Annotated in this window: 24 protein-coding genes and 1 pseudogene; 16 read left to right on the top strand and 9 right to left on the bottom strand. The window is 62.5% G+C overall.

The window, feature by feature from the left end; translation table 11 throughout:
- Positions 1-175 precede the first annotated feature (175 nt).
- Both GGI48_RS15970 and GGI48_RS15965 read left to right on the top strand, forming a co-directional pair.
- A complete protein-coding gene (locus GGI48_RS15970; protein WP_047306612.1) occupies positions 176-1,600 on the top strand; it encodes a PLP-dependent aminotransferase family protein in 1,425 nt (474 codons plus the stop codon).
- Positions 1,601-1,661: 61 nt separating this feature from the next.
- Complete coding sequence (locus GGI48_RS15965; protein ID WP_016968062.1) at positions 1,662-3,227, top strand: phospholipase D family protein; 1,566 nt, start codon at positions 1,662-1,664, stop codon at positions 3,225-3,227.
- A gap of 3 nt (positions 3,228-3,230) precedes the next feature.
- Here GGI48_RS15965 and GGI48_RS15960 read toward each other — a convergent pair whose 3' ends face one another.
- Positions 3,231-4,379 carry an MFS transporter gene (locus tag GGI48_RS15960; RefSeq protein WP_103741871.1) on the bottom strand — a complete coding sequence of 383 codons (1,149 nt, stop codon included), beginning with the start codon at positions 4,377-4,379 and terminating at the stop codon, positions 3,231-3,233.
- Between the two features lie 141 nt (positions 4,380-4,520).
- Entirely contained in the window at positions 4,521-6,014 is a 1,494-nt protein-coding gene (locus GGI48_RS15955) for an aldehyde dehydrogenase (protein WP_047306615.1), read from the bottom strand.
- Between the two features lie 238 nt (positions 6,015-6,252).
- Here GGI48_RS15955 and GGI48_RS15950 point away from each other — a divergent pair, with 238 nt between their 5' ends.
- Positions 6,253-6,615 (top strand): cupin domain-containing protein, encoded by a 363-nt coding sequence (locus GGI48_RS15950; RefSeq protein ID WP_016963403.1) that lies wholly within the window; start codon positions 6,253-6,255, stop codon positions 6,613-6,615.
- 58 nt (positions 6,616-6,673) lie between these two features.
- On the opposite strand, the gene rpmG is transcribed toward GGI48_RS15950, so the two are convergent.
- Entirely contained in the window at positions 6,674-6,829 is a 156-nt protein-coding gene (gene rpmG, locus GGI48_RS15945) for a 50S ribosomal protein L33 (protein ID WP_003177274.1), read from the bottom strand.
- A gap of 11 nt (positions 6,830-6,840) precedes the next feature.
- The gene (gene rpmB / locus GGI48_RS15940) at positions 6,841-7,077 is read right to left on the bottom strand and encodes a 50S ribosomal protein L28 (protein WP_011064219.1); all 237 of its coding nucleotides are present in this window, start codon (positions 7,075-7,077) and stop codon (positions 6,841-6,843) included.
- 476 nt (positions 7,078-7,553) lie between these two features.
- Here rpmB and GGI48_RS15935 point away from each other — a divergent pair, with 476 nt between their 5' ends.
- Positions 7,554-9,137 carry an ABC transporter substrate-binding protein gene (locus tag GGI48_RS15935; RefSeq protein ID WP_016967152.1) on the top strand — a complete coding sequence of 528 codons (1,584 nt, stop codon included), beginning with the start codon at positions 7,554-7,556 and terminating at the stop codon, positions 9,135-9,137.
- Between the two features lie 48 nt (positions 9,138-9,185).
- On the opposite strand, the gene radC is transcribed toward GGI48_RS15935, so the two are convergent.
- Entirely contained in the window at positions 9,186-9,860 is a 675-nt protein-coding gene (gene radC / locus GGI48_RS15930; protein WP_016967153.1) for a RadC family protein, read from the bottom strand.
- A gap of 132 nt (positions 9,861-9,992) precedes the next feature.
- Here radC and coaBC point away from each other — a divergent pair, with 132 nt between their 5' ends.
- The 4 genes and pseudogenes from coaBC (at position 9,993) to argB (ending at position 14,255) form a co-directional block, all read left to right on the top strand.
- On the top strand, positions 9,993-11,201 hold the full coding sequence (coaBC, locus tag GGI48_RS15925) for a bifunctional phosphopantothenoylcysteine decarboxylase/phosphopantothenate--cysteine ligase CoaBC (protein WP_016967154.1): 1,209 nt from the start codon (positions 9,993-9,995) through the stop codon (positions 11,199-11,201).
- Between the two features lie 5 nt (positions 11,202-11,206).
- On the top strand, positions 11,207-11,662 hold the full coding sequence (gene dut, locus GGI48_RS15920; protein WP_179599108.1) for a dUTP diphosphatase: 456 nt from the start codon (positions 11,207-11,209) through the stop codon (positions 11,660-11,662).
- Positions 11,663-11,924: 262 nt separating this feature from the next.
- A pseudogene (locus GGI48_RS15915) lies at positions 11,925-13,325 on the top strand (phosphomannomutase/phosphoglucomutase); the annotation flags it as partial.
- A 24-nt stretch (positions 13,326-13,349) separates the two neighbouring features.
- The gene (argB, locus tag GGI48_RS15910; protein ID WP_016967157.1) at positions 13,350-14,255 is read left to right on the top strand and encodes an acetylglutamate kinase; all 906 of its coding nucleotides are present in this window, start codon (positions 13,350-13,352) and stop codon (positions 14,253-14,255) included.
- 168 nt (positions 14,256-14,423) lie between these two features.
- Here argB and pyrE read toward each other — a convergent pair whose 3' ends face one another.
- A complete protein-coding gene (pyrE, locus tag GGI48_RS15905; protein ID WP_103741875.1) occupies positions 14,424-15,068 on the bottom strand; it encodes an orotate phosphoribosyltransferase in 645 nt (214 codons plus the stop codon).
- Positions 15,069-15,149: 81 nt separating this feature from the next.
- Here pyrE and GGI48_RS15900 point away from each other — a divergent pair, with 81 nt between their 5' ends.
- Positions 15,150-15,929 carry an exodeoxyribonuclease III gene (locus GGI48_RS15900; protein ID WP_011064227.1) on the top strand — a complete coding sequence of 260 codons (780 nt, stop codon included), beginning with the start codon at positions 15,150-15,152 and terminating at the stop codon, positions 15,927-15,929.
- 61 nt (positions 15,930-15,990) lie between these two features.
- On the opposite strand, the gene GGI48_RS15895 is transcribed toward GGI48_RS15900, so the two are convergent.
- Positions 15,991-16,359, bottom strand: coding sequence for a DUF4870 domain-containing protein (locus tag GGI48_RS15895; RefSeq protein ID WP_016964144.1), 369 nt, complete (start codon positions 16,357-16,359; stop codon positions 15,991-15,993).
- Between the two features lie 30 nt (positions 16,360-16,389).
- On the bottom strand, positions 16,390-17,112 hold the full coding sequence (rph, locus tag GGI48_RS15890) for a ribonuclease PH (protein WP_016964145.1): 723 nt from the start codon (positions 17,110-17,112) through the stop codon (positions 16,390-16,392).
- A gap of 270 nt (positions 17,113-17,382) precedes the next feature.
- Between rph and GGI48_RS15885 the strand changes: the two genes are divergently transcribed.
- The 6 genes from GGI48_RS15885 to GGI48_RS15860 all read left to right on the top strand — a co-directional run bounded on the left by GGI48_RS15885 (position 17,383) and on the right by GGI48_RS15860 (position 22,673).
- Positions 17,383-18,246: a YicC/YloC family endoribonuclease gene (locus tag GGI48_RS15885; protein ID WP_016964146.1), complete on the top strand. Its 864-nt coding sequence runs from the start codon at positions 17,383-17,385 to the stop codon at positions 18,244-18,246.
- 10 nt (positions 18,247-18,256) lie between these two features.
- Positions 18,257-18,877 carry a guanylate kinase gene (gene gmk / locus GGI48_RS15880; RefSeq protein WP_016964147.1) on the top strand — a complete coding sequence of 207 codons (621 nt, stop codon included), beginning with the start codon at positions 18,257-18,259 and terminating at the stop codon, positions 18,875-18,877.
- Between the two features lie 168 nt (positions 18,878-19,045).
- Positions 19,046-19,309 (top strand): DNA-directed RNA polymerase subunit omega, encoded by a 264-nt coding sequence (gene rpoZ / locus GGI48_RS15875; protein ID WP_007921129.1) that lies wholly within the window; start codon positions 19,046-19,048, stop codon positions 19,307-19,309.
- Positions 19,310-19,366: 57 nt separating this feature from the next.
- Positions 19,367-21,472, top strand: coding sequence for a bifunctional GTP diphosphokinase/guanosine-3',5'-bis pyrophosphate 3'-pyrophosphohydrolase (gene spoT, locus GGI48_RS15870; protein ID WP_047306619.1), 2,106 nt, complete (start codon positions 19,367-19,369; stop codon positions 21,470-21,472).
- Between the two features lie 24 nt (positions 21,473-21,496).
- Positions 21,497-21,877 carry a RidA family protein gene (locus GGI48_RS15865; protein ID WP_047306620.1) on the top strand — a complete coding sequence of 127 codons (381 nt, stop codon included), beginning with the start codon at positions 21,497-21,499 and terminating at the stop codon, positions 21,875-21,877.
- 55 nt (positions 21,878-21,932) lie between these two features.
- Positions 21,933-22,673: a hypothetical protein gene (locus GGI48_RS15860; RefSeq protein ID WP_103741877.1), complete on the top strand. Its 741-nt coding sequence runs from the start codon at positions 21,933-21,935 to the stop codon at positions 22,671-22,673.
- A 42-nt stretch (positions 22,674-22,715) separates the two neighbouring features.
- Here the strand turns inward: GGI48_RS15860 and GGI48_RS15855 are convergent, their stop codons facing one another.
- Positions 22,716-23,573 carry an NAD-dependent epimerase/dehydratase family protein gene (locus GGI48_RS15855; protein ID WP_047306622.1) on the bottom strand — a complete coding sequence of 286 codons (858 nt, stop codon included), beginning with the start codon at positions 23,571-23,573 and terminating at the stop codon, positions 22,716-22,718.
- Between the two features lie 189 nt (positions 23,574-23,762).
- Between GGI48_RS15855 and exbB the strand changes: the two genes are divergently transcribed.
- A complete protein-coding gene (exbB, locus tag GGI48_RS15850; protein WP_179599106.1) occupies positions 23,763-24,761 on the top strand; it encodes a tonB-system energizer ExbB in 999 nt (332 codons plus the stop codon).
- The last annotated feature ends 1 nt before the right edge of the window (position 24,762 follow it).

Genomic DNA, 24,762 nt, shown 5'->3' with positions numbered 1-24,762 from the left:
TCGCTCCTGTTTGCTCAAATTGCCATGAGCAGACATGATGCGTGGCGCCACAAAACCATTACAGACTCAAAACAGCGCTATTAACTCCATACAGTTTTGCCGGAAATAGCGCTGAATCCTGTATTTTTGCCCCATCTGTACTGGTTCTTAGCCACCGTCACTTCGAGCCCACGCCATGACCCTCTATGTGAACCTCGCCGAACTCCTGGGCACCCGCATCGAACAGGGCTTCTACCGCCCGGGAGATCGACTGCCCTCGGTACGCGCCCTGAGCGTCGAGCACGGGGTCAGCCTGAGCACCGTGCAGCAGGCCTATCGCTTGCTGGAAGACAACGGCCTGGCGATGCCCAAGCCCAAGTCCGGGTATTTCGTGCCGCCCAGTCGCGAGCTGCCCGCCTTGCCGGCAGTCGGGCGTCCGGCGCAAAGGCCGGTGGAAATCTCGCAATGGGACCAGGTCCTGGAGCTGATCCGCGCCGTGCCGCGCAAGGACGTGGTGCAACTGGGCCGCGGCATGCCGGACATCACCACGCCGACCATGAAGCCCCTGCTGCGGGCCCTGGCCCGGCTCAGTCGGCGCCAGGACATGCCCGGCCTGCACTACGACAACATCTACGGCGTGCTGGAGTTGCGCGAGCAGGTGGCGCGGCTGATGCTGGATTCCGGCTGCCAGTTGGGGCCCAACGACCTGGTGATCACCACCGGCTGCCACGAAGCCCTGTCTTCCAGCATTCGCGCCATCTGTGAGCCGGGGGATATCGTCGCCGTTGACTCGCCGAGCTTTCACGGTGCCATGCAGACCCTCAAGGGCCTGGGCATGAAGGCCCTGGAAATCCCCACCGACCCGATTACCGGGATCAGCCTGGAAGCCCTGGAGCTGGCCCTGGAACAGTGGCCGATCAAGGCCATACAGTTGACCCCCAACTGCAACAACCCGCTGGGCTACATCATGCCGGAGTCGCGCAAGCGGGCTCTCTTGACCCTGGCCCAACGCTTCGACGTGGCGATCATCGAGGACGATGTGTATGGCGAGCTGGCCTACACCTACCCGCGCCCACGCACCATCAAGTCCTTCGACGACGACGGCCGGGTGCTGTTGTGCAGCTCCTTCTCCAAGACCCTGGCCCCCGGCCTGCGCATCGGCTGGGTCGCGCCCGGGCGCTATCTGGAGCGGGTGCTGCACATGAAGTACATCAGCACCGGCTCCACGGCGCCGCAGCCGCAGGTGGCCATCGCCGACTTTCTGAAAAACGGCCATTTCGAGCCCCACTTGCGCAAGATGCGCACTCAATACCAGCGCAATCGCGACCTGATGCTCGACTGGGTCAGCCGCTACTTTCCGGCGGGCACCCGGGCCAGCCGGCCCCAGGGCAGTTTCATGCTGTGGATCGAACTCCCCGAGGGTTTCGACGCTCTGAAGCTCAACCGCATGCTGCTGGATCAGGGGGTGCAGATCGCCGTGGGCAGCATCTTTTCCGCGTCGGGCAAGTACCGCAATTGCCTGCGGATGAACTACGCTGCCAAGCCAACCGCGCAGATCGAAGACGCGGTACGCAAAGTCGGCGCCACAGCCATCGAGCTGCTCAGCGAAACCCAGGACTGAAGCCCGGCCCCGACGCCAGCCACACCCTGCCAACCCGTGCCGTGATGCGAGATGACCTGACTTGAGCCGTATACAGGCGTTTTTCCTGCCGCTGATCCTGAGCCTCGGGCTGGGCGGCTGCAGCACCCTTGACGTGCCCTACGAGCCGAGCCAGGCACTGGCCGCCAACGACTCCAGCTTCGCCCAGTCCATCCGCGCCCAGGCCGCCCCCTACCAGGGTCGCTCGGGCTTTCGCTTGCTGCCCAACAGCACCGAAGCCTTCATGGCCCGCGCCGAGCTGATCCGCAACGCCCAGAGCAGCCTCGACCTGCAGTACTACATCGTCCACGACGGCATCAGCACCCGGATGCTGGTGCATGAACTGCTCAAGGCCGCCGACCGTGGCGTGCGGGTACGCATCCTGCTGGACGACACCACCAGCGACGGCCTGGACCAGATCATCGCCACCCTGGCCGCCCACCCGCAGATCCAGATCCGCCTGTTCAACCCGCTGCACCTGGGCCGCAGCACCGGGCTGACGCGGGCCATGGGGCGCCTGTTCAACCTGTCGCAACAACACCGGCGCATGCACAACAAGCTGTGGCTGGCGGACAACAGCGTGGCCATCGTCGGCGGACGCAACCTGGGGGACGAGTACTTCGATGCCGAGCCGAACCTGAACTTCACCGATATCGACATGTTCAGCGTCGGCCCCGTGGCCGAGCAGCTGGGGCACAGTTTCGACCAGTACTGGAACAGTGCCCTGAGCCGGCCCATCGGCGAGTTCCTCCGCCACGCCCCCTCGACCAAGGCCCTGGACAACACGCGCCAGCGCCTGGAGGAATCGCTGCAGGACAACCGTCGACAAAACCAGGCGCTGTACCGGCAACTGAAGACCTACCAGACCCAGCCGCGCATGGAGATCTGGCGCAAGGAACTGATCTGGGCCTGGAACCAGGCCCTGTGGGACGCACCGACCAAGGTCCTGGCCAAGGGCGATCCCGACCCGCACCTGCTGCTGACCACCCAGCTGGCGCCGGAGCTGCAAGGGGTCAACAAGGAACTGATCATGATTTCGGCCTACTTCGTGCCCGGCCAGCCAGGCCTGGTGTACCTCACCGGGCGCGCCGACGCCGGAGTGCACGTGAGCCTCCTGACCAACTCCCTGGAGGCCACCGATGTGCCCGTGGTGCACGGTGGCTACGCGCCTTACCGCAAGGCCCTGCTGGAGCACGGGGTGAGACTGTTCGAATTGCGCCGCCAGCCCGGCGACCACCGCGGCAGCGGCCCGCACCTGTTGCGCGGCACCTGGCGCGGTTCGGATTCGAGCCTGCACAGCAAGGCGATGATTTTCGACCGGCAGAAATCCTTTATCGGCTCGTTCAACTTCGACCCGCGCTCGGTGCTGTGGAACACCGAAGTCGGGGTCCTGGTGGACAGCCCGGAACTGGCCGAACACCTGCGCGCGCTGGCCGAGCAAGGGATGGCACCGGCCCTGAGCTATCAAGTCAAGCTGGAGGACGGCCGACTGGTCTGGGTCACCGAAGACCAGGGCCGACTGCACAGCCTGAGCCACGAGCCTGGCAACTGGTGGCGGCGCATCAACGCCTGGCTGAGCACCCGCGTCGGCCTGGAGCGCATGCTCTGAACGCTACTGGGGCTGCGCCTGGGCAGTGCCGAAGGCGCCCTGGCGCAGCAGCAGGAGCAACAGGCCCAAGGCGCCCGCCGCCACCAGCAGCAACATGGCGTGACCACTGACCCACTGACTTCCCGCCCCGGCCACCAAGGGGCCGATCAGGCAGCCGATGCCCCAGAGTTGCGCCACATGGGCATTGGCCCGCACCAGCGCATCATCGCGATAACGCTCCCCGATCAGAATCAGCGACAAGGTGAACAAGCCGCCGGCGCTGGCGCCGAACAGCACCCACAACGGCCAGATCAGCACGCTGTCCAGCAACAGCGGAATGGCCAGGCTGGAGCCCAGCAGGATCGCCGCGCAACCGGTGAACAAACCGCGCCGGGAAATGCGATCGGCCAAGGCTCCAATTGGCAACTGCAACAACGCATCCCCCACCACCACGGTGCTGACCATGGCTAGCGCCACGTCCTCGGTGAAGCCCTGGCTCAGGCAATAAACCGGAAGCAGGGTCAGGATCAGCGCCTCGAAAGTCGCGAACAAGGCCACCGCCCAACCAATGGCCGGCAGCGTCTGACAGAAACGCCAGAGATCGATCAGGGTGACATTGCACGACTCGGTGCTCGGCGCGCCATTGCGCCCCAACAGCAGCAGAGGCGCCGCCACTAACAGCCCCACAGAAACCCAGAAACCGTAGTCCTGCTGGGTTCCCAGCACCCCCAGCAGCAGCGGACCGGCCAGCTGGCTCAGGGCATAGCCGCTGCCATAAAGCGCTACCAGCCGCCCCCGCCACTGCTCCACCACCAGCTGGTTGATCCAGCTCTCCCCCAGAATAAAGATGATGGTCAGCACCACACCGAGGAGCAGGCGCAGCGCCAGCCACACCGGATAACTGGGCAACAGCGCCAGTAAACCGATGGAAATCGCCCCCGCCCACAGACACAGACGCATCAGGTTGGCGGTGCCGAAACGGGCCGCCAGGCGACTGGAAATCTTCGCGCCGAGTAACACGCCAATCGCCGGCATCGCCGCCACCACGCCAATCGCAAAGGGCCCGTAGCCCCAGCTTTCCAGGCGAAAGGACACCAGGGGCATGGTCATGCCCAGGGCCAGGCCGACACTCAAGACAGCGGATAAAACGGCGAAATAGGTCGCCCAAGGCATTCCCACGCTCCTGTGGATGATTGTTCTGCAAGGCACAGACAACACAGCCGGACTCCCCTGGCGGAAAGTCCGGCTGCGCTGTGGATCGAGGGCTGTCGGCGAAAGCGCCCCTAGGGGGCGCCTGGCCTCAAACCCGAAGGCTCAGAGCTTGATCCAGGTCGCTTTCAGCTCGGTGTACTTGTCGAACGCGTGCAGCGACTTGTCGCGACCGTTGCCCGACTGCTTGAAGCCGCCGAAAGGCGCGGTCATGTCGCCACCGTCGTACTGGTTGACCCAGACGCTACCGGCCCGCAGGGCCTTGGCGGTCTGGTGGGCCTTGGAGATGTTCGCGGTCCACACGGCGGCCGCCAGCCCGTAAGGGGTGTCGTTGGCAATCTGGATCGCCTCTTCCACGCTGTCGAAGGCAATCACCGACAGCACCGGGCCAAAGATCTCTTCCTGGGCGATCTTCATGGCGTTGCTGACGCCATCGAAAATCGTCGGCTCCACGTAGGTGCCGCCGGTTTCCTGAAGGGTGCGCTTGCCACCGGCCACCAGCTTGGCGCCATCGGCATGACCGGCCTCGATGTAGGACAGCACGGTGTTCATCTGCTGGGTGTCCACCAGGGCGCCGACGTTGGTGGCCGGGTCCAGCGGGTTGCCCGGCTTCCAGCCCTTGAGGGCCTCGATCACCAGAGGCAGGAATTTGTCCTTGATCGAGCGTTCCACCAGCAGGCGGGAACCGGCGGTGCAAACCTCACCCTGGTTGAAGGCAATGGCGCTGGCGGCGGATTCGGCGGCGGCCTGCAGGTCCGGGGCATCGGCGAACACGATGTTCGGGCTCTTGCCGCCGGCTTCCAGCCAGACACGCTTCATGTTGGACTCACCGGAGTACACCAAGAGTTGCTTGGCGATCTTGGTGGAACCGGTGAACACCAGGGTGTCCACGTCCATGTGCAGGGCCAGGGCCTTGCCCACGGTGTGGCCGTAGCCCGGCAGCACGTTGAACACGCCGGCCGGAATCCCGGCCTCGACGGCCAGGGCAGCAATGCGGATGGCGGTCAGCGGGGATTTTTCCGAAGGCTTGAGGATCACCGAGTTGCCGGTGGACAGCGCCGGGCCCAGTTTCCAGCAGGCCATCATCAGCGGGAAGTTCCACGGCACGATGGCCGCGACCACGCCCACGGGCTCGCGGGTGACAAGACCCAGCTGGTCATGGGGGGTGGCGGCGACTTCGTCGTAGATCTTGTCGATGGCCTCGCCGCTCCAGCTCAGGGCTTGCGCCGCGCCGGGAACGTCGATCTGCAGGGAGTCGCTGATGGGCTTGCCCATGTCCAGGGTTTCCAGGAGCGCCAGCTCCTCGGCGTGCTGCTTGAGCAGGCCGGCAAAACGGATCATCACGGACTTGCGCTTGGCCGGCGCCAGGCGCGACCAGACGCCGGAATTGAAGGTGGCGCGAGCATTGTCCACGGCGCGCTGGGCATCGACGGCGTCACAGCTGGCAATGCTCGCCAGTACACGGCCGTCGACCGGGCTGATGCACTCGAAAGTGTCGTTGGAAACGGCTGCGGTGTATTCACCGTTGATGTAGGCGCGGCCTTCGATTTTCAGGTCGCGGGCACGTTGTTCCCAGTCGGCACGAGTCAGGGTGGTCATACGAGTGTCCTCCTCTTATTTGAATACAAGCGCCACGCGAACTACGCCGGCACTCATGAAGAATTCTGCCCGGCCAGCCTGTTTTCGGCCAAAGGCACCCGCCACCCTAAACCAGCGACACCTGTACTTTCAATATATTTGACAAAGCCCGGGCAAACGCCATTGCTATGTGCATTTTAATAAACATAGACTTTGGCCTTCATAGCCACTCGCGCCGCAATCACGGGGGATTACAAGAATGAGCATCCACAACGTCGTCGACTTCAGCCAGGCCAACACCGAGGGCGAGCGCTACCGCCCGGCTCCAGAGAAAGTCCTCAAGGGCGATCCCGAGCAAGCGGTGTTCAACCATTACGCCAGCCCCTGCGGGCAACTCAATGCCGGGATCTGGGAAGGCGCCGTGGGCCAATGGACGGTGAACTTCACCGAGCACGAATACTGCGAGATTCTTCAGGGTGTGTCGGTGCTGCGGGACCACGATGGCAACACCAAGACCCTGCGTGTCGGCGATCGCTTCGTGATTCCGGCCGGCTTCAAGGGCACCTGGGAAGTGCTGGAGCCCTGCCGCAAGGTCTACGTGGCCTTCGAACAGAAAGCCTGAATCGCAGGCACAAAAAAACCCGCTTGAAGGCGGGTTTTTTTGTCAGAAGAAAAATCAATTACTTGATTTTGCCTTCCTTGTAGATCACGTGCTTACGAACAACCGGATCATATTTCTTGATCTCGATTTTGTCCGGAGTAGTACGCTTGTTCTTGTCGGTAGTGTAGAAGTGACCAGTACCGGCGCTCGAGATCAAACGAATCAATTCACGCATGATTAGCTCCCTTAAACCTTGCCGCCATCGCGACGGATTTCGGCCAGCACGACATCAATGCCGCGCTTGTCGATGATACGCATGCCTTTGGCAGATACGCGCAGACGCACAAAGCGTTTCTCGGACTCAACCCAGAAGCGGTGATGCTGCAGGTTCGGCAGGAAACGACGACGGGTTTTGTTGTTTGCGTGGGAAATGTTATTCCCAGTCACCGGACCCTTACCGGTAACTTGACAGACTCTAGACATGCCTCAGCCCTCTAAAACCACATGCCCAACCCGGCATGGGTTGGCCGCTTAATCTCTCAGTCATTTGGCGCCAGGCGCCGCGTTTCTTTAGGGTCTTACCGGCTACACCTACAAGCGAAGGAACCGGGCCCCTAGAAAAGAGCGCTGCTTTATACCAGAAAGACCCCATAGCAACAACAGCCGCTGTGCGCAGGATGATGAAAAGTCCTGATTTTCTCGCGCCGGACGCCTGCGGCAAAGGCTACCGCAGAAATCTACCGCTCGTCGCAGAATATATTGGCGACCTTCGCCAACAGAGAATTCGCCACACCCAAGGCGCCGAATCGGCCAGGAATTGCCTGCGGGGCGCAGGCGCCACTCCAGGTTTTGGCCCCGGATACAAAAGGGGATAGTCATTTGATAAAGAGGCCACTAGGGTAGGGCATTTCCAGACTGCACTCGCAGATGGGCCTTCGATCTGCACAAGGAACCCGACCATGCGTCTCGCCGCCCTCCCGCTCCTGCTAGCCCCTCTTCTGAGCCCATTGGCCCAGGCCGCCGCATTGAGCGTCTGCACCGAAGCCAGCCCGGAAGGCTTCGACGTGGTGCAATACAACTCGCTGACCACCACCAACGCGTCCGCCGACGTGCTGATGAATCGCCTGGTGGAGTTCGATGCCGCCAGCGGCAAGGTGGTCCCCAGCCTGGCCGACAGCTGGGAGGTGTCCGCCGATGGCCTGAGCTATGTCTTCAAGCTGCACCCCAAGGTCAAGTTCCACCGCACCGACTACTTCAGCCCCAGCCGCGAGTTGAGCGCCGAAGACGTCAAGTTCAGCTTCGAGCGCATGCTCGATCCGGCCCACCCGTGGCACAAGGTCACCCAGAGCGGCTTCCCGCACGCCCAGTCCCTGCAACTGCCCAGCCTGATCAAGAGAATCGACGCCCTGGATCCGCTGACCGTGCGCTTCACCCTGGATCACGCCGACTCGACCTTCCTCGCCACCCTGAGCATGGGCTTTGCCTCGATCTACTCTGCGGAATACGCCGACCAACTGCTCAAGGCCGGCACCCCGGAGAAGCTCAACAGCCAGCCGATCGGCAGCGGCCCCTTTATTTTCGGACGCTTCCAGAAAGACGCGTCGATCCGCTACAAGGCCAACCGCGACTACTTTGCCGGCAAACCGGCAGTGGACTCGCTGATCTTCGCCATCACTCCGGACGCCAACGTGCGCCTGCAGAAGCTGCGACGCAACGAGTGCCAGATCGCCCTGTCCCCCAAGCCCCTGGACGTCCAGGCTGCCAGTCAAGACCCCACACTGAAGGTCGAGAAAACCGCGGCCTTCATGACTGCCTTCGTCGCGATCAACAGCGAGCATCCGCCCCTGGACAAGCCCGAAGTGCGCCAGGCAATCAACCTGGCCTTCGACAAGCCCCATTACCTCAAGGCCGTGTTCGAAGACACCGCCGAGGCCGCCAACGGTCCGTATCCGCCCAATACCTGGAGCTACGCCAAGGAACTGCCCGGCTATGCCCACGACCCGGAAAAAGCGCGCCAGCTCCTGGCCAAGGCCGGCCTGAAAAACGGTTTCGAGACCACCATCTGGACCCGCCCCTCCGGCAGCCTGCTCAACCCCAACCCCAGCCTGGGCGCCCAACTGCTGCAAGCGGACCTGGCCCAGGTGGGGATCCAGGCCGAGATCCGGGTAATCGAATGGGGCGAGCTGATCCGTCGGGCCAAAGCTGGCGAGCATGACCTGCTGTTCATGGGTTGGTCCGGCGACAACGGCGACCCGGATAACTTCCTCACACCCCAGTTCACCTGCGCCGCCGTCAAATCCGGCACCAACTTCGCCCGCTATTGCGACCAGAACCTGGACAAGCTGATCACCGCCGGCAAGACCACCAGCGAACAGGGTGTGCGCAGCAAGCTGTACCAGCAGGCCCAGACCCAGATCCAGCAGCAGGCGCTGTGGCTGCCCCTGGCCCATCCGACCGCTTTCGCCCTGACCCGCCAGCAGGTCGAGGGCTATCAAGTGAGCCCCTTCGGCCGCCAGGACTACTCGAAGGTCAGCGTGAAATGAACCGCAGGCGCGCCTCAAGACCAGCACCGGCGTTGCGGCGCGCCACGTTCAGATCCAGCCGTACTCGGCCATGGACAACGGATCACCCTCGCCAACGATGAAGTGGTCCAGCACCCGTACATCGATCAACTCCAGCGCCTCCTGCAAGCGCCGGGTGACGATCCGGTCCGCCGGGCTGGGCTCACAGATGCCCGACGGATGGTTATGGCAGAGAATCACCGCCGCCGCGTTATGCGCCAGGGTGCGCTTGAGCACCTGTCGCGGGTAAACCGTGGTGCTGTCGATCGATCCCTGAAACAACACCTCAAAGGCCAGGACCCGATGCTTGGTGTCGAGAAACAGACAGCCAAACACCTCGTGCGGCTGGTGCCGCAGCATCGACTTCAGGTAATCGCGCACCACCAGCGGGCTCTCCAGCGCGGACTGCCGGTGGAGCCTTTCCGCCAGATGCCGGCGCGCCATCTCCAACACGGCCTGCAGCAAGGCGTACTTGGCCGGGCCTAGCCCCAGTTGCCGGGTGAAGGTCAGCTGATCGGCCTCCAGCAGGCGCCGCAGGCTGCCGAAACGCTGCAACAAGTGTCGCGCCAGATCCACCGCGCTTTTTCCGGCCACCCCGGTACGCAGGAAAATAGCCAGCAGCTCGGCGTCGGAAAGACTGACGGCGCCCTGCTCCAGAAGCCGCTCCCGCGGGCGCTCCGCCGCGGGCCAATCACGAATGCTCATCACACCTCCCTGTGCATGGCGCCGCTGTTCCACAGCGGGCGCTGTGCTATCTTAGCCACCCTCTTTTTGCGTGGTATTTCACCTGGGGAGGGGGCATGCCACGCAGCAATCACTGAACGGAAAGACAGGCCTATGCAGCGGCTGTATCGGAAACGCATCGTGCTCGGCGTCGGCGGCGGCATTGCCGCCTATAAGAGCGCGGAGCTGGTTCGCCGACTCCTCGACCAGGGCGCCGAAGTGCGCGTGGTCATGACCCGGGGCGGCAGTGAATTCATCACCCCGCTGACCATGCAGGCCCTCTCCGGGCACCCTGTTCACCTCGACCTGCTGGATCCGGCCGCCGAAGCCGCCATGGGCCATATCGAGCTGGCCAAATGGGCCGACCTGGTGCTGATCGCCCCCGCCACCGCCGACCTGATCGCCCGCCTGGCCCAGGGCATTGCCGACGACCTGCTGACGACCCTGGTCCTGGCCACCGATGCTACCGTCGCCATCGCTCCGGCCATGAACCAGGCCATGTGGCGCGATCCGGCCACCCAGGCCAACACCCAACTGCTGCAAAGTCGCGGCCTGAAAGTCTTCGGCCCGGCCTCCGGAAGCCAGGCCTGTGGCGACGTCGGCCTGGGCCGCATGCTGGAAGCCAACGATCTGGCGCTGTGCGCCGCCGACTGCTTCCAGCACCAGGCACTGACCGGCAAACACCTGCTGATCACCGCCGGACCGACCCAGGAAAACATCGATCCGGTGCGCTACATCACCAACCATAGCTCAGGAAAAATGGGCTTCGCCCTGGCCGAGGCTGCTGTCGAGGCCGGTGCCCGGGTCACCCTGATCACCGGACCGGTGCACCTGCCGACCCCCGACAGAGTCACGCGGATCGACGTGGTCAGCGCTCGCGACATGCTCGCGGCCTGTGAGGCAGCCATCCCGTGCGACGTTTTCATCGCCTCTGCGGCGGTCGCGGACTACCGCCCGGAAGTCGTCGCCCCACAGAAATTAAAGAAAGACCCTACGAAAGGTGATGGCCTGCTACTACAGATGGTGCGTAACCCAGACATCCTGGCCACCATCGCCAGCCGGCCGGATCGCCCTTTCAGTGTCGGTTTCGCCGCCGAGACCGAGAATCTGCTCGACTACGCTGCACGCAAATTGAAGGACAAGAACCTCGACCTGATCGTCGCCAACGACGTGGCCAACCCGAGCATTGGCTTCAACAGCGAGGAAAACGCCTGCAGCGTGATTGACCGGGAGTTGCACGCCACTCTCTTCGCCCAGACCAGCAAGGGCAAGATTGCCCGCCAACTGATCTCTTTTATCGCCGAACGGCTGAACCAGGTTTAACTCGCATGCACGCTTTACAAGCCAAGATCCTCGACCCACGCATCGGCAACGAATTCCCTCTGCCGCAGTACGCCACGCCGGGCTCCGCCGGCCTCGACCTGCGGGCCATGCTCAAGCAAGACACGGTCCTGGAACCGGGCCAGACCCTACTGATTCCAACCGGCCTGTCGGTCTACATCGGCGATCCGGGCCTGGCGGCGCTGATCCTGCCGCGTTCGGGCCTGGGCCATAAGCACGGCATCGTGCTGGGCAATCTGGTGGGGTTGATCGATTCGGACTACCAGGGCGAACTGATGGTGTCCTGCTGGAACCGTGGCCAGACCGCCTTCAACATCGCCGTCGGCGAGCGCATCGCCCAACTGGTGCTGGTGCCCGTGGTCCAGGCGCATTTCGAGGTGGTTGAAGCCTTTGACGAAAGCCAGCGCGGTGTAGGCGGCTTCGGTCACTCCGGCAGCCACTGATGACCCGGCCTCGGGTCGGGCCTCTCGCCCGGCCCGAGGATGACTGCCAGGGCATTACAGGGCCAACGAGCGCCGCTATCGACATCACGCTTCGGGCCCGCCAGGCCGGGCCCTTGAGCCGTCAAGGCCAGACCGCCCCGGGGCAGGTGGCACTTTCATAGTACGAACTCTATGCCGAAACCGCCGTCATACCCTTGAGTTTGAGCCTGCCGGCCCGCCATTTACCGGCCGTACTGCCCCCCCTTCAGATGGAGCACCCTCAGTGATGAGCAACGCAGCTAAAGTCGCCCCGACCTTTCCTGACAGCATCTTCCGCGCCTACGACATCCGCGGCGTTGTACCGCAAACCCTGACCGCCGAAACCGCGTACTGGATCGGCCGCGCCATCGGCTCCCAGAGCCTGGCCCAGGACGAGCCCAACGTCTGCGTAGGCCGGGACGGCCGCCTGTCCGGTCCGGAGCTGGTGGAGCAACTGATTCAGGGCCTGCAAGACAGCGGCTGCCACGTTTGCGATGTTGGCCTGGTGCCGACTCCAGCCCTGTACTACGCCGCCAATGTCCTGGCCGGCAAATCCGGGGTGATGCTCACCGGCAGCCACAACCCGTCGAACTACAACGGCTTCAAGATCGTCATCGCCGGCGACACCCTGGCCAACGAACAGATCCAGACCCTGCACCAGCGCCTCAAGAGCAACAACCTGAGCAGTGCCCAGGGCAGCGTCACCCGGGTCGACATCCTGCCGCGCTACGCCGAGGAGATCACCCGCGACATCAAGCTGGCCCGCCGCCTGAAGGTCGTGGTGGACTGCGGCAACGGTGCCGCCGGGGTCATCGCTCCGCAGTTGATCGAAGCCCTGAACTGCGAAGTCATCCCGCTGTTCTGCGAGGTGGACGGCAACTTCCCCAACCACCACCCGGACCCGGGCAAGCCCGAAAACCTCGAAGACCTGATCGCCAAGGTCAAGGAAACCGGGGCCGACCTGGGCCTGGCCTTCGACGGCGACGGCGACCGCGTCGGCGTGGTGACCAACACCGGCAGCATCGTCTACCCCGATCGCCTGCTGATGCTGTTCGCCAAGGACGTGGTGGCGCGTAACCCGGACGCGGAGATCATCTTCGACGTCAAATGCACCCGCCGGCTGATTCCGCTGATCAAGGAATACGGCGGTCGCCCGCTCATGTGGAAGACCGGTCACTCGTTGATCAAAAAGAAAATGAAACAGACCGGCGCCCTGCTCGCCGGCGAGATGAGCGGCCATGTGTTCTTCAAGGAGCGCTGGTTCGGTTTCGACGACGGCATTTATAGTGCCGCGCGGTTGCTGGAGATCCTCAGCCAGGAAACATCCACCGCGGAAGAGCTGTTCGCCACCTTCCCGAACGATATTTCTACGCCGGAAATCAATATCCATGTGACCGAAGAGAGCAAATTCAGCATCATTGATGCCTTGCACGACGCGCAGTGGGGCGCAGGCGCCGACCTGACCACCATTGACGGCGTGCGAGTCGACTATGCCAAGGGCTGGGGCCTGGTTCGCGCCTCCAATACCACCCCTGTGCTGGTGCTGCGCTTCGAGGCTGATGACGAAGCCGAGCTGCAGCGGATTAAGGACGTGTTCCACGTCCAGCTGAAACGTGTTGCACCTGATCTCCAACTACCGTTTTGACTGTTTGAAGCACCGGAGCCCTGAATGACCATCGAACGCGATGCCGCCGCCAATACCGCCAAGGTCCTATCCGAAGCGCTGCCTTACATCCGCCGCTATGTCGGCAAGACCCTGGTGATCAAGTACGGCGGCAACGCTATGGAGAGCGAGGAGCTGAAAACCGGCTTCGCCCGCGACATCGTGCTGATGAAGGCTGTCGGGATCAACCCGGTGGTGGTGCACGGCGGCGGCCCGCAGATCGGCGACCTGCTCAAGCGCCTGTCGATTGAAAGCCACTTCGTCGACGGCATGCGCGTGACCGACGCGCAGACCATGGACGTGGTGGAGATGGTCCTCGGCGGTCAGGTCAACAAGGACATCGTCAACCTGATCAACCGGCATGGCGGCAGCGCCATCGGTCTGACCGGTAAAGATGCCGAGCTGATCCGTGCGAAAAAGCTCACCGTGACCCGCAAGACACCGGAAATGACCACGCCGGAAATCATCGATATCGGCCATGTGGGCGAAGTGGTCGGGATCAATACCGATCTTCTGAATCTGCTGGTCAAGGGCGATTTCATCCCGGTGATTGCGCCGATTGGCGTTGGCGCCAATGGTGAGTCCTACAACATCAACGCCGACCTGGTTGCCGGCAAGGTGGCCGAAGCGCTGAAAGCCGAGAAGCTGATGCTGCTGACCAACATTGCCGGCCTGATGGACAAGTCGGGCAAGGTATTGACGGGCCTGAGCACCCAGCAGGTCGACGAACTGATCGCCGACGGCACCATCTACGGCGGCATGCTGCCGAAAATCCGCTGCGCCCTGGAAGCGGTGCAAGGCGGCGTCGGCAGCTCGCTGATCATCGACGGTCGCGTGCCCAACGCGATTCTGCTGGAGATCTTCACCGATACCGGTGTTGGCACCCTGATCAGCAATCGCAAGCGCCCTTAAGCGCCAGCGACAAAAAAGCCCCCGTCCGGGATGCCGGGCGGGGGCTTTTTTATCGACGCAATCTTTGTGGGAGCCGGCTTGCGTAAGAGCTGGCTTGCCAGCGAAGGCGCTTACGCGGGCAACTCAAGACGCAAAGGCCTCTTCGCCGGCAAGCCGGCTCCTACGGTGTCAGATACCGTATTGCGCGCGGTAGGCTTCCACTGCGGGCAGATGCTGCTTGAGCGCCGGGTCGTCTGCCAGGAACTGCAGGACCTGGGTCAGGGAAACGATGCTCACTACGGGAATACCGAAGTCACGCTCGACTTCCTGGATCGCCGACAGCTCGCCGTTGCCGCGCTCCTGACGGTTCAGGGCGATCAACACCCCGGCCGCCTTGGCGCCGTCCTGGGACTCGATGATCTGCATCACCTCGCGAATGGCGGTGCCTGCGGTGATCACGTCATCAATGATCAGCACGTCGCCGGTCAATGGCGCGCCCACCAGGCTGCCGCCCTCGCCGTGCGCCTTGGCTTCCTTGCGGTTGAAGCACCAAGGCAGATCGCGCTGATGATGCTCAGCCAGAGCAACGGCTGTAGCCGCTGCCAGAGGAATGCCTTTATAAGCCGGGCCAAACAGCACATCGAAGGCAATGCCGCTTTCGACGATCGCCGCGGCATAGAAACGCCCCAGCTGGGCCAGGGCCGAACCGCTGTTGAACAGGCCGGCATTGAAGAAGTAAGGACTGGTGCGCCCGGACTTCAGGGTGAACTCACCGAAGCGCAAAACCCCGCGATCGATGGCAAAACGAATGAAATCGCGCTGATACGCCTGCATGAAAAAACCCCAGATACCACGGATTTAGCTAATTAGGTAGAGCTCGGGTATCATACACGCACGTGATTTTTGGGGCCATTTATGCGGATCATCAGTGTGAACGTCAATGGTATTCAGGCTGCAGTGGAGCGTGGTTTGCTCAGTTGGCTGCAGGCACAGAATGCCGACGTCATCTGCCTGCAGGACACCCGCGCCTCTGCCTTTGAACTGGATGACCCAGCCTTCCAACTGGATGGCTACTTCCTTTATGCCTGCGATGCTGAAGTCCCTGCCCAAGGCGGCGTGGCTTTGTATTCGCGGTTGCAGCCGAAGGCGGTCATCAGCGGCCTCGGCTTCGAGACAGCCGATCGTTACGGGCGCTACCTGCAAGCCGATTTCGACAAGGTCAGCATCGCGACCTTGCTGCTTCCATCAGGGCAGAACGGCGATGAAGACTTGAACCAGAAGTTCAAGCTAATGGACGACTTCGCCCGTTATCTGGATAAACAGCGGCGCAAACGTCGCGAGTACATCTATTGTGGCTCGCTGTACGTGGCGCAACAGAAGCTGGATATCAAGAACTGGCGTGACAGCCAGCAATCTCCGGGCTTCCTGGCACCCGAGCGTGCCTGGATGGACGAGATCATTGGCAACATGGGCTATGTCGACGCACTGCGCGAAGTCAGCCGCGAAGGCGATCAGTACAGCTGGTGGCCGGACAACGAACAGGCCGAGATGCTCAACCTGGGCTGGCGCTTTGACTACCAGCTGCTGACTCCTGGCCTGCGCCGCTTTGTCCGTAGCGCTCGCCTGCCGCGTCAGCCGCGCTTCTCGCAGCACGCACCACTGATCGTGGACTATGACTGGACGCTGACCATCTAAGCGTCTTTTCAGAGCCACAAAAAAGCCGACATCGCTGTCGGCTTTTTTGTGCGTGCTCGATCTACTTGATCAGGCGCCAGGTGAAAGGATACCGATACGGCACGCCCTCACCCGCCTTGACCCCACCGATGATGGTCAGCACCAAGGCGCCAATCGCCAGCAGGCCGAACATAAAGAAACCGATCACCACGATCATCAACAGGAAGCAGACTGCCGACGCAATGGCGACCGTCAGCTGGAAGTTCAGCGCTTCCTTGCCCTGGGCATCGATAAAGGGATCCGTCTCGCGCTTCATCTGCCAGAGAATCAGCGGCCCGATCAGCGTACCGAAGGGAACCCAGATCCCCAGCAAGGCGGACAGGTGACAAAACATCGCCCATTGCCGGACTTCATGGCTCGGCGCAGGTTGTGGCAGTTGCTCATCACTCATGGTGCTCTCCTTGCTGAAGACCGGCGCCGATCAATCGGCGAGCGCCGCCTGCTGCAGTTGGAAAATCTCGTTCATGCCTTGCTGGGCCAGGGCCAGCATCGCGTTCAGTTCGGCCGGCTGGAACGGCGCGCCTTCGGCGGTGCCCTGCACTTCGATGAAACCACCGGTGCTGGTCATGACGACATTGAGGTCGGTTTCAGCGGCCGAGTCTTCCAGGTAGTCCAGGTCCAGGACCGGCTCACCCTGATACATACCCACCGATACTGCGGCAATCATCTGCTTCAACGGATCACCGCCTTTCAGGCCGCCACGCTTCTTGATCACTTTCAAGGCGTCGACCAGAGCCACCATCGCGCCAGTGATCGATGCGGTACGGGTGCCGCCATCAGCCTGGATCACATCGCAATCGACATACAGGGTGATGTCGCCCAGTTTGGACATGTCCAGCGCAGCGCGCAGGGAACGACCGATCAGGCGCTGGATCTCCAGGGTGCGGCCGCCCTGCTTGCCACGGCTGGCTTCACGCTGGTTACGCTCGCCGGTGGACCGCGGCAGCATGCCGTATTCGGCCGTCAACCAGCCTTGACCCTGGCCCTTGAGGAAGCGCGGCACACCATTCTCGACACTGACCGTGCAGATCACTTTGGTATCACCGAACTCGACCAGTACAGATCCCTCGGCGTGTTTGGTGTAGTTGCGGGTAATGCGGATCGAGCGGAGCTGATCGGCAGCGCGACCACTTGGACGTTTCATAGGGGAATACCTGTACGAGGACGGAAAACTGCCGGGCATTATAAAGCCCGCAACCGCGCCAGGGCACGCCTAAAAAGGCCAAAGGCGCATTTGTGCCTCAGATTGATCCTGTTGCGACGACCTGCGACCCATTGTCTGCAGCAGGGTTTGGGGACGCCTGTCGCACTGCGCTACAATCCTGCGCCTTCGCCGCCTACCGGCTTTAATTCATCTATCAGGCCTGCTCAGCCCGCTTGCGGTTGGCGTCGGCACTGAATCGGAGGTACCTCCATGGTGCATAGCATGACCGCCTTCGCACGGGTCGAACGGGCTGGAACTCGGGGCACCCTGAGCTGGGAGTTGCGCTCGGTCAACAGCCGCTACCTGGAGCCGCACCTGCGCTTGCCGGAAGCCTTCCGCGATCTCGAAGGCGCAGTCCGCGAAGCACTGCGCCAGGGCTTGTCCCGGGGCAAAGTCGAATGCACCCTGCGCTTCGCCGAGGAAACCACCGGCAAGCCATTGCAGGTCGATCGTGAGCGGGCAGCACAGCTGGTCGCAGCGGCCGAGACGGTTGCCGGCCTGATCAAGCAGCCGGCGGCCCTGAACCCGCTGGAAGTGCTGGCCTGGCCAGGCGTGCTGGTGGCCGACGCCAGCGATCCGCAAGCCTTGAACAGCGATGCCTTGGCCCTGTTCAACCAGGGCCTGAAAGAATTGAAGAGCGGTCGCGAACGCGAGGGCGCCGAGCTGGCCCGACTGATCAACGAGCGCCTGTCATCCATGGAGGAAGACGTCGCGACACTGCGCGAGCTGGTTCCGCAGATGCTCGCGACCCAGCGCCAGAAAGTCCTCGACCGTTTCGCCGACATGCAGGTCGAGCTGGACCCGACCCGCCTCGAGCAAGAGATGGTCCTGCTGGCGCAGAAAAGCGACGTCGCCGAAGAACTGGATCGCCTGAGCACCCACATCACCGAAGTACGCCGGGTGCTCAAGTCCGGCGGCGCTGCCGGTCGGCGCCTGGACTTCCTGATGCAGGAGCTCAACCGCGAAGCCAACACCCTGGGCTCCAAGGCCTTCGACCCGCGCAGCACCCAGGCTGCGGTCAACCTCAAGGTGTTGATCGAGCAGATGCGCGAACAAGTGCAGAACATTGAGTAAGGCAACTGACATGACCCACAGCACCGGCACCCTGTACATCATTTCCGCCCCATCGGGCGCAGGCAAAAGCAGCCTGGTCAAGGCTCTGACCGACGCCAACCCGGAGATCCGCGTCTCGATCTCCCACACCACCCGCGCCATGCGCCCGGGTGAAGTGAATGGCGTGAACTATCACTTCGTCGAACGCAGTGAATTCGTGAAGATGATCGAGCACGGCGACTTTCTGGAGCGCGCCGAAGTCTTCGGCAACCTCTATGGCACCTCGCAAAGCCACCTGCAACAGACCCTGGACGAAGGCCACGACCTGATCCTGGAAATCGACTGGCAAGGCGCGGAGCAGGTACGCAAGCTGATGCCCCAGGCGCGCTCGATCTTCATCCTGCCGCCATCCTTGCAGGCCTTGCACCAGCGCCTGACCAATCGCGGGCAAGACAGCGACGAGATCATCGAAGGGCGGATGCGTGAAGCCGTCAGCGAAATGAGCCATTACGTCGACTACGACTACCTGATCATCAACGACGATTTCGCCCACGCGCTGGACGATCTGAAGGCCATTTTCCGCTCCAATCAACTGCAACAGAAACGTCAGCAGCAGCGTTTCGGCAAGTTGCTGGCCGAACTGCTGGGCTAAAACAGCACTTCCCAAAACCGCTGCAAGCGCTTTACATTGGCGCTTGCAGCGCGTTGAAGAGCTTGGTCAAAAAAACAGCGCTTCCCTAAACGCTGGTGATTTTTTAAACTGTTGAGTCCGCTCGCCCATCCGGGCAGCGCGCATATTGCATTTGCTACGAGGAAGACCATGGCCCGCGTAACCGTTGAAGACTGTCTAGAACACGTGGATAACCGCTTTGAGCTGGTCATGCTCTCTACCAAGCGTGCCCGTCAACTGGCAACCGGCGGCAAAGAGCCGAAAGTAGCATGGGAAAACGACAAGCCTACCGTTGTCGCTCTGCGCGAAATCGCTGAAGGCCTGATCGACTATGCAGCTATCGCCGAAGCCGAAATCGTTGAAGACGAGCCGCTTTTTGCTGCTTTCGAGGACGAGTCCAACGAGGCAGTCTGAGCCTATGCCTGGTCGACGTAGCACGGCGCGGGATCACAGCTTACGGCAGGAGACATCATGCCGAGCATAGACGCCCTCGCCGATCGCTTATCGACCTATCTCGGCACGGACCAGGTCAATCTGGTCCGCCGAGCGTATTTCTACGCCGAACAAGCCCATGACGGTCAGCGCCGTCGCAGCGGCGAGGCGTACGTCACGCACCCACTCGCGGTAGCGAACATTCTTGCCGACATGCACATGGACCATCAGAGCCTGATGGCCGCGATGCTGCATGACGTGATCGAAGACACCGGCATCGCCAAGGAAGCGCTCAGCGCGCAGTTTGGCGAAACCGTGGCCGAACTGGTCGACGGGGTCAGCAAACTGACCCAGATGAACTTCGAGACCAAGGCCGAAGCCCAAGCGGAAAACTTCCAGAAGATGGCCATGGCCATGGCTCGCGATATTCGCGTGATCCTGGTCAAGCTGGCTGACCGCCTGCACAACATGCGCACCCTGGAAGTGCTCTCCGGCGAGAAGCGCCGGCGGATCGCCAAGGAAACCCTGGAGATCTACGCCCCCATCGCCAATCGCCTGGGCATGCACAGCATCCGCATCGAATTCGAAGACCTGGGCTTCAAGGCGATGCACCCGATGCGTTCCGCGCGGATCTACCAGGCGGTCAAGCGCGCCCGGGGCAATCGCAAGGAAATCGTCAACAAGATCGAAGAATCCCTCAGCCACTGCCTGGCCATCGACGGCATCCAGGGCGAGGTCAGCGGTCGCCAGAAGCACCTGTACGGTATCTACAAGAAGATGCGCGGCAAGCGTCGCGCCTTCAACGAGATCATGGACGTCTATGCGTTCCGCATCATCGTCGACAAGGTAGACACCTGCTATCGCGTGCTCGGCGCTGTACATAATTTGTACAAACCACTGCCGGGACGCTTCAAGGACTACATCGCCATTCCCAAGGCCAACGGCTATCAGTCGCTGCACACCACGCTGTTCGGCATGCACGGCGTACCGATCGAGATCCAGATCCGTACCCGGGAAATGGAAGAAATGGCCAACAACGGCATCGCCGCCCACTGGCTGTACAAATCCAGTGGCGACGAACAGCCCAAAGGCACCCATGCCCGCGCCCGCCAATGGGTCAAGGGCGTCCTGGAGATGCAGCAGCGCGCCGGCAACTCCCTGGAGTTCATCGAAAGCGTAAAGATCGACCTGTTCCCGGACGAGGTCTACGTGTTCACGCCCAAAGGCCGGATCATGGAGCTGCCCAAAGGCTCCACAGCGGTGGACTTCGCCTACGCGGTACACACCGACGTGGGCAACAGCTGCATCGCCTGCCGGATCAACCGCCGCCTGGCCCCGCTGTCGGAACCCCTGCAAAGCGGCTCCACCGTGGAAATCGTCAGCGCCCCAGGGGCACGCCCAAATCCGGCCTGGCTCAACTTCGTGGTCACCGGCAAGGCCCGCACCCATATTCGTCACGCCCTCAAGCTGCAGCGCCGCTCCGAGTCCATCAGCCTCGGCGAACGCCTGCTGAACAAGGTGCTCAACGGTTTCGACAGCTCGCTGGAAAAAATCCCGGCGGAACGTGTCCAGGCGATTCTCCAGGAATACCGCCTGGAACTGATCGAAGACCTGCTGGAAGACATCGGCCTGGGCAACCGCATGGCCTACGTCGTGGCCCGCCGCCTGCTGGGCGAAGGCGAACAGTTGCCAAGCCCGGAAGGCCCGCTGGCGATCCGCGGCACCGAAGGCCTGGTGCTGAGCTACGCCAAGTGCTGCACGCCGATCCCGGGCGATCCGATCGTCGGCCACCTGTCCGCTGGCAAAGGGATGGTGGTGCACCTGGACAACTGCCGCAATATCAGCGAAATCCGCCACAACCCGGAAAAATGCATCCAGCTGTCCTGGGCCAAGGATGTCACCGGCGAATTCAACGTCGAACTGCGCGTCGAGCTGGAACACCAGCGCGGCCTGATCGCGCTGCTGGCCAGCAGCGTCAACGCCGCCGACGGCAACATCGAGAAAATCAGCATGGACGAACGCGATGGTCGCATCAGCGTGGTCCAACTGGTGGTCAGCGTGCACGACCGCGTGCACCTGGCCCGCGTGATCAAGAAACTGCGCGCCCTGACCGGGGTCATCCGCATCACCCGCATGCGCGCGTAGCCCGTCCATTACAAGGAGTCATTCATGACCAAGACCGTTATCACCAGCGAAAAGGCCCCGGCCGCCATCGGCACCTACTCCCAGGCCATCAAGGCGGGCAACACCGTCTACATGTCGGGCCAGATTCCCCTCGATCCAAAAACCATGGAACTGGTGGAAGGCTTCGAAGCCCAGACCGTCCAGGTCTTCGAGAACCTCAAGTCGGTAGCCGAGGCCGCTGGCGGTTCGTTCAAGGACATCGTCAAGCTGAACATCTTCCTCACCGACCTGAGCCACTTCGCCAAGGTCAACGAGATCATGGGCAAGTACTTCCAGCAGCCTTACCCAGCCCGCGCCGCCATTGGCGTGGCCGCCCTGCCCAAGGGCGCACAGGTTGAAATGGATGCCATTCTGGTCATCGAGTAACACCCGCGGCGCAGCACTTCAGGCTGCGCCGTTTTCGTTCTGAAAGGATTTCGTCATGCGCCAAGCGCTAGCTGTTTCGCTGCTCGCCGTATTGCTCGGCGGTTGTGCCAGCGACCCCGCCAAAAACGATGTCGGCGGCATCTGGATCAATCAGGTAGCGATCGACGCAGCCTCCAAGGGCGGCCCTTTGCGTGAAGCCCTCCAGGCTTACGGCCCGAACCTGGAATGGGAACTCAACACCAAGGCAGGCCAGGCCCGTTACACCAATGGCTTCGAGACCATCGAAGGCAAGATCGTCAGCGACGGCTCGAATACTGCAAAAGTCGAGTTCTATGGCAGCGCCGCCACGGAGCTGAAACGCAACGGCAAGCAATTGCTGCAAGTGGCCAACGACAACGAACCCGAACAGGTGTTCGTCCCGCCCAAGGACCCGGCACCTGAAGGCGCGCCACTGGGCGCCAACTTCGAGCGCGCGCTGTACTCGGCCTACCTGGGCGGCACGTGGAAAATCGTCAGCGGCCCGGGACTGGGCAACGAAGTCCAGTTCCAGGCCAACGGCGCCGTGCAAGGTTTGCCGGGGGCCGATCGCTATGCCCTGTGCCTGGCGGGCGACTGCGCCTCCATGAGCGGCGGCAACGACAGCATCTGGTTGCAGCTCAACGGCCAGGGCAATTCCTGGATCTTCGTGCGCAAGGACCAGCAACTGGAGATTTTCCAGGCAGTGAACAGCGCATTGGCGGATGAAGTGCCGTCGCTGGTGCCGGGCAACCAGCAATGGCTGCTGCAAAAGCAGTGACCCGGAGGTAGCCGCTGCCAACCGCAGCGGCTACGACCCGACTCAGCCTTGCCCCTCAAGAATCGCCGCATACCCCTGGCGATAACTCAGGTAACGCGGCACCCAGCCCAACGCCCGGGCGCGGGCATTGCTGCAGCGCTTGCTGCCGGTGCGACGCACGCTGGCATCGTCCGCCCACTCGGTCACCCCCAGGTATTCACGCAGCCAGTCGACCACCTCCGCCAGGGGCGCAGGCGCGTCATCGACCCCTATATAGCAATCCTCCAACGCCTCGCCGCGACGATCCGCCTCAAGCAGGAACGCCAGCAGGCCCGCCGCATCGTCGGCATGAATGCGATTGCCATACAACGGCGGATCAATCGCCACCCGATACCCGCGACGCACCTGGGTCAGCAGCCATTCACGGCCCGGTCCGTAGATGCCGGTGAGGCGCACCCGCGTTGCAGGCAGCCCACTGTTCAAGGCCACCTGCTCGGCTTCCAGCATCAAACGGCCTGAGTAGCCAGTGGCCAGGGCCGGCGAATGCTCATCGACCCATTCGCCGCCCTGCTGCTGGTAGACACTGCTGCTGGACACGAACAACAGACGCTTGGGCTGCTGGCCATGCTGCTTGAGCCAGCTCAGCACATGCTGCAGGCCCTCGACATAGGCTGCGCGATACCCCGCCTCGTCATGCTCGGTGGCCGCCGCGCAGTACACCAGATAATCCAGGGGCGCCTGCGGCCAGTCCTTCGGGCATTGCTCGCTGAACAGGTCACCGGCGACGCCAATCACTCCCTGAGGCAGGCGCGACACCGTGCGGCGCAAGCCATAAACCCGCCATTGCTCAGCCAGCAGTTGAGTCGCCAGGCGACTCCCGACATCACCGCAACCGGCGATCAAAACAGAGGGGGAGGACATCAGAAAACTCCTTTCAGAAAGACCAAGACTAGCCTCGGCTTTGGATGAACGGCTAGCAATCGAGGAAAAATAGTTACTGTATTACTTTTGTTAACAAGAATTAATTGCAATAATAACCGCCCATTTGTTCTCGGCCCAGCGAGGCCTAGAAGGACATTTAACCCTTTCCTCTTCTCAGGTCCGGCCAGCATGACAAGCAATCCACTCTCCGCCTCGCCAACCAAACGCCCAAGCCCACTGCGCGCCGTAAGCGCGGTTGCTGCGCTGCTGTGCAGCCTGCTGCTGGCTCCGACCGCAGCCTTCGCCGACCAGCACGCCCCGGCCACCGCGCCCGCCGCCAGCGCTCCGACCGCCGAACACCCCCAGACCGAGCCGGCAGCCCCCCTGACCACCGCGCCAGCCGCCGACCCGGCCCAGGCCGAAGGCCTTCCGGCAGCGGGCCAAGACACCCCCGAAGTCCTCGAAGCCGACAACAGCCTGGGCATGGCCCACGACCTGTCGCCCTGGGGCATGTACCAGAACGCCGACATCATCGTGAAACTGGTGATGATCGGCCTGGCCATCGCCTCGATCATCACCTGGACCATCTGGATCGCCAAAGGCTTCGAACTGCTGGGCGCCAAGCGTCGCCTGCGCAGTGAAATCGCCGCCCTGAAAAAGGCCACCACCCTCAAAGAAGCCAGCGCCTCCGCCGCCAAGGAGGGCACCCTCGCCCACCTGCTGGTCCACGACGCCCTGGAAGAAATGCGCCTGTCGGCCAACAGCCGTGAGAAGGAAGGCATCAAGGAACGGGTCAGCTTCCGCCTGGAGCGCCTGGTGGCGGCCTGCGGCCGCAACATGAGCAGCGGCACCGGGGTGCTCGCCACCATCGGTTCCACCGCGCCCTTCGTCGGCCTGTTCGGCACCGTGTGGGGCATCATGAACAGCTTCATCGGCATCGCCAAAACCCAGACCACCAACCTTGCCGTGGTTGCCCCGGGCATCGCCGAAGCCCTGCTGGCAACCGCCCTGGGCCTGGTTGCCGCGATCCCGGCGGTGGTGATCTACAACGTCTTCGCTCGCTCCATCACCGGCTATCGCGCCCAGGTGGCCGACGCCTCGGCAGAAGTCCTGCTGCTGGTCAGCCGCGACCTGGACCACCAGCCAGTCGAGCGCTCCACACAACCGCACATGGTGAAAGTGGGGTAAT

Origin of the sequence: Pseudomonas protegens, assembly GCF_013407925.2 — a bacterium.
GTDB lineage: Bacteria > Pseudomonadota > Gammaproteobacteria > Pseudomonadales > Pseudomonadaceae > Aquipseudomonas > Aquipseudomonas fluorescens_AP.
This window is presented reverse-complemented; position numbering and strand designations above follow the sequence as displayed.

Bases quoted from the DNA above. Each gene is read 5' to 3' on its own strand.
- rpmG (WP_003177274.1), bottom strand. From the start codon at position 6,829: ATGCGTGAATTGATTCGTTTGATCTCGAGCGCCGGTACTGGTCACTTC.
- GGI48_RS15885 (WP_016964146.1), top strand. From the start codon at position 17,383: ATGGTGCATAGCATGACCGCCTTCGCACGGGTCGAACGGGCTGGAACT.
- rph (WP_016964145.1), bottom strand. From the start codon at position 17,112: ATGAAACGTCCAAGTGGTCGCGCTGCCGATCAGCTCCGCTCGATCCGC.
- GGI48_RS15935 (WP_016967152.1), top strand. From the start codon at position 7,554: ATGCGTCTCGCCGCCCTCCCGCTCCTGCTAGCCCCTCTTCTGAGCCCA.
- GGI48_RS15860 (WP_103741877.1), top strand. From the start codon at position 21,933: ATGCGCCAAGCGCTAGCTGTTTCGCTGCTCGCCGTATTGCTCGGCGGT.
- spoT (WP_047306619.1), top strand. From the start codon at position 19,367: ATGCCGAGCATAGACGCCCTCGCCGATCGCTTATCGACCTATCTCGGC.
- argB (WP_016967157.1), top strand. From the start codon at position 13,350: ATGACCATCGAACGCGATGCCGCCGCCAATACCGCCAAGGTCCTATCC.
- radC (WP_016967153.1), bottom strand. From the start codon at position 9,860: ATGAGCATTCGTGATTGGCCCGCGGCGGAGCGCCCGCGGGAGCGGCTT.
- GGI48_RS15950 (WP_016963403.1), top strand. From the start codon at position 6,253: ATGAGCATCCACAACGTCGTCGACTTCAGCCAGGCCAACACCGAGGGC.
- rpoZ (WP_007921129.1), top strand. From the start codon at position 19,046: ATGGCCCGCGTAACCGTTGAAGACTGTCTAGAACACGTGGATAACCGC.
- GGI48_RS15900 (WP_011064227.1), top strand. From the start codon at position 15,150: ATGCGGATCATCAGTGTGAACGTCAATGGTATTCAGGCTGCAGTGGAG.
- GGI48_RS15855 (WP_047306622.1), bottom strand. From the start codon at position 23,573: ATGTCCTCCCCCTCTGTTTTGATCGCCGGTTGCGGTGATGTCGGGAGT.
- GGI48_RS15970 (WP_047306612.1), top strand. From the start codon at position 176: ATGACCCTCTATGTGAACCTCGCCGAACTCCTGGGCACCCGCATCGAA.
- GGI48_RS15895 (WP_016964144.1), bottom strand. From the start codon at position 16,359: ATGAGTGATGAGCAACTGCCACAACCTGCGCCGAGCCATGAAGTCCGG.
- GGI48_RS15865 (WP_047306620.1), top strand. From the start codon at position 21,497: ATGACCAAGACCGTTATCACCAGCGAAAAGGCCCCGGCCGCCATCGGC.
- rpmB (WP_011064219.1), bottom strand. From the start codon at position 7,077: ATGTCTAGAGTCTGTCAAGTTACCGGTAAGGGTCCGGTGACTGGGAAT.
- pyrE (WP_103741875.1), bottom strand. From the start codon at position 15,068: ATGCAGGCGTATCAGCGCGATTTCATTCGTTTTGCCATCGATCGCGGG.
- dut (WP_179599108.1), top strand. From the start codon at position 11,207: ATGCACGCTTTACAAGCCAAGATCCTCGACCCACGCATCGGCAACGAA.
- GGI48_RS15955 (WP_047306615.1), bottom strand. From the start codon at position 6,014: ATGACCACCCTGACTCGTGCCGACTGGGAACAACGTGCCCGCGACCTG.
- coaBC (WP_016967154.1), top strand. From the start codon at position 9,993: ATGCAGCGGCTGTATCGGAAACGCATCGTGCTCGGCGTCGGCGGCGGC.
- exbB (WP_179599106.1), top strand. From the start codon at position 23,763: ATGACAAGCAATCCACTCTCCGCCTCGCCAACCAAACGCCCAAGCCCA.
- GGI48_RS15960 (WP_103741871.1), bottom strand. From the start codon at position 4,379: ATGCCTTGGGCGACCTATTTCGCCGTTTTATCCGCTGTCTTGAGTGTC.
- gmk (WP_016964147.1), top strand. From the start codon at position 18,257: ATGACCCACAGCACCGGCACCCTGTACATCATTTCCGCCCCATCGGGC.